The following is a 1,121-nucleotide window of genomic DNA, read 5'->3' as shown; positions in this document are numbered from 1 at the left end:
ACGGATAGGAAATTCAACCGCATGAGGCCAAGTATGGCACGAGTTTTGGGCCTCGAAACACGTTCGGCCAAGGAAGGTTGAGCGCTCGCTTGCCGCTCAATGGCAAGAGCTTGGGAGGCAGTATGCATTTGGGCCTGGCGCGCGCGCAGCTGCTTCCCCGCAGCGATGGATACCGCCGCTTCACTGGGTCACCAATTGACGCGCTGGTCTACCTCGTCGGGTTGAGCTGCCAGATCCCAATCCGGCTCGCCTTGCGCACCATCATCCACCGGCGCGTCGCAGCCCTCCCACAGCGGTGGCCCGCGTGCCGGGGTGATGTGCGGGGGGGCAGACTCCACCCCGATGTGGTTCAGGATGTGGCGGATTTCGGCGCTGTGGGTGATGAAGGCAATGATGCGCATCTGCCCACCGCACATGGGGCACAGCAGCGGAAATGCCTCGTAGATGCGGGCAATCAGCACCGCCCACAAGTAATGCGCCGCTCGCTTCGGGCGTGCTTCAGGTTCGGGTGTGGGTGTGGCCGCGTTGCCCGGCGCCGCCACCCCAGGTACGCCCGCGCCAGGTTGTGCAGTCTCCACCGTGGCTGGTTGCGACGCAGCAGGCTGAGCCAGCGCCGTTACCGCCGCTCTCAGCGGCGAGTTTGGTGCCAGCACACCAAAGTAGCGGTGCCGGTGGGTGCGTGGCGGTGGCACCAGCGCGGCGATGCGGTCGATCAGTTCCAGCGGTGTGAGGTGCAGCTCATCTGCCTTGGCACCACGCTTGTCACTGGTGGGCTCGCTGCGCTGTTTGGCACAGCGGTACACCAGTTTGCTTCCCTCTTTGCGTAGGCGCTCCATGGAAAACGGTGGACGCGCGCAATAGCGCAGCAGCCGCTCCAGCGCAGCGCGGTCGTGGGCTTCGATGCAGACACCGGCGTCCACCGAGAAGCCGCTGTGTTTGTAGCCCAGCATGTCTTTGGCGTCACAGTTCTCCAGCAGGCCCCGAGCAACGAAGGCGCGCAGGATGCGTTTTTGCAGTGTGGTCTGCACTGGGGCCACGGTAGCCGCATCGATGCCGGTGGCCGCGTGAAAGATGACACCCGGCGATGAGATTCGAGGGGTCGCATCAGCATCGCCCTCGCC

1 pseudogene is annotated in these 1,121 nt (G+C 64.7%); it reads right to left on the bottom strand.

The annotated features are described in order from the left end of the window. Positions 1-188 precede the first annotated feature (188 nt). Positions 189-1,121: pseudogene (locus DBR23_RS01080) on the bottom strand (IS91-like element ISPps1 family transposase); the annotation flags it as partial.

Origin of the sequence: Acidovorax sp. HMWF018 (genome assembly GCF_003061035.1) — a bacterium.
In the GTDB taxonomy this organism is placed as follows: Bacteria; Pseudomonadota; Gammaproteobacteria; order Burkholderiales; family Burkholderiaceae_C; genus Acidovorax; species Acidovorax delafieldii.
Note: the sequence above shows the minus strand (reverse complement) of the source record. Positions and strands in the feature narration are given on the sequence as shown.